The 1,089-nt window shown below is 69.3% G+C and carries 2 protein-coding genes and 1 tRNA gene; 1 reads left to right on the top strand and 2 read right to left on the bottom strand.

Annotated features, from left to right (window positions below; genetic code table 11):
* Window positions 1-604, bottom strand: a 604-nt coding sequence (locus tag G6031_RS18140; RefSeq protein WP_182654031.1) for a polyprenyl synthetase family protein, incomplete at its 3' end; no start/stop codon positions are given.
* A gap of 175 nt (window positions 605-779) precedes the next feature.
* Window positions 780-862: transfer RNA gene (locus G6031_RS18135), tRNA-Tyr, on the bottom strand.
* A 144-nt stretch (window positions 863-1,006) separates the two neighbouring features.
* On the opposite strand from G6031_RS18135, the gene G6031_RS18130 reads away from it, so the two are divergent.
* Window positions 1,007-1,089 (top strand): DUF520 family protein (locus G6031_RS18130; protein WP_182654032.1); only part of this gene is annotated, 83 nt, incomplete at its 3' end.

Below are 1,089 nucleotides of genomic sequence, written 5' to 3'. Positions count from 1 at the left end.
CCAGCACCATGGGCAGGGTCACGGAATAGGCCGCGGTCTTGGCGGCACCGATCGCCAGCGCGTGTTCCTGCGTGGTCGGCTCACCGTGGGCCGCACCGTGCACGTCGGCGTACTCCCCGGCGATGGAGGCCACCACCGCGCCTTCGACCTCCGCCATGGCGCGGTGCAGCACGGGCGCCGGCACGGGCAACCGGGCGAACTCGCCCATCGCGGCCACCAGGAGGAGATCCCCGCCGAGCAGTCCCCCCACCATGCCGACGTGCGCGGCGGTCTCCCGGGACAACCCCTGCTCGGCACCCCGCGTCGTGGTCCGACCCTGCAGGTTGGGCCGGCCCCGGCGGTGGTCGTCGCCGTCGGCCACGTCGTCATGGACCAGGAAGGCCTCGTGGAGGAGTTCGAGCGCCTGACAGGCGGCGGCGCGAACCGCCTCGTCGCGACCGCCGGCGTGCGTGTAGACCGCGTCGAACAGTGCCGAGCGCATGCCCTTGCCGGATCGGGTGGTGCGGTCGAGATCGGCCGCCCAGTCGTCGACGGCGGGACCCAGGCCGTCGGGCAGGTCGCGAGAGGTCATCCGCTGGGCGGCGCTTACCGAATCCAGTGTCATGTCCTGTTGTTCGGAGCCGACCCTGTCGTGGATACCCCTCACCTCGAATCTTTTCGATGAGATGCGGCACACCGGCGTCCCGCACCCGGCGCCGCTGATGTCCACGGTGTCACACGGCCACACTATCGCGGCCAGGAAATGCACGAAGACCCCCGCTTGTGGCGGGGGTCTCGCGTGCCAGATGATGGATTCGAACCAACGTAGGCATAAGCCGACGGATTTACAATCCGCTCCCTTTGGCCGCTCGGGCAATCTGGCGTGCATCCTTGAAGGCGCTAGGACACGATACAACGCGTGTGACCCCCGGTGCCAAATCGGGGGCCGGCGGGGTGGCCCGGGCGGATGTCACGGCCGGGTAGCCTGGCCGGGATCGTCCCCCAACCCAGGAGAAGGAGCGCGTCCATGGCCTCGGAGTCCTCGTTCGACATCGTCTCGGAGTTCGACCGCCAGGAGGTGGACAACGCCCTCAACCAGGCCGCCAAGGA

The organism is Dietzia sp. CQ4 (assembly GCF_014145125.1).
GTDB lineage: Bacteria > Actinomycetota > Actinomycetes > Mycobacteriales > Mycobacteriaceae > Dietzia > Dietzia natronolimnaea.
The sequence above is the reverse complement of the archived record's forward strand: the minus strand, read 5'-3'. Positions and strand labels throughout refer to the sequence as shown.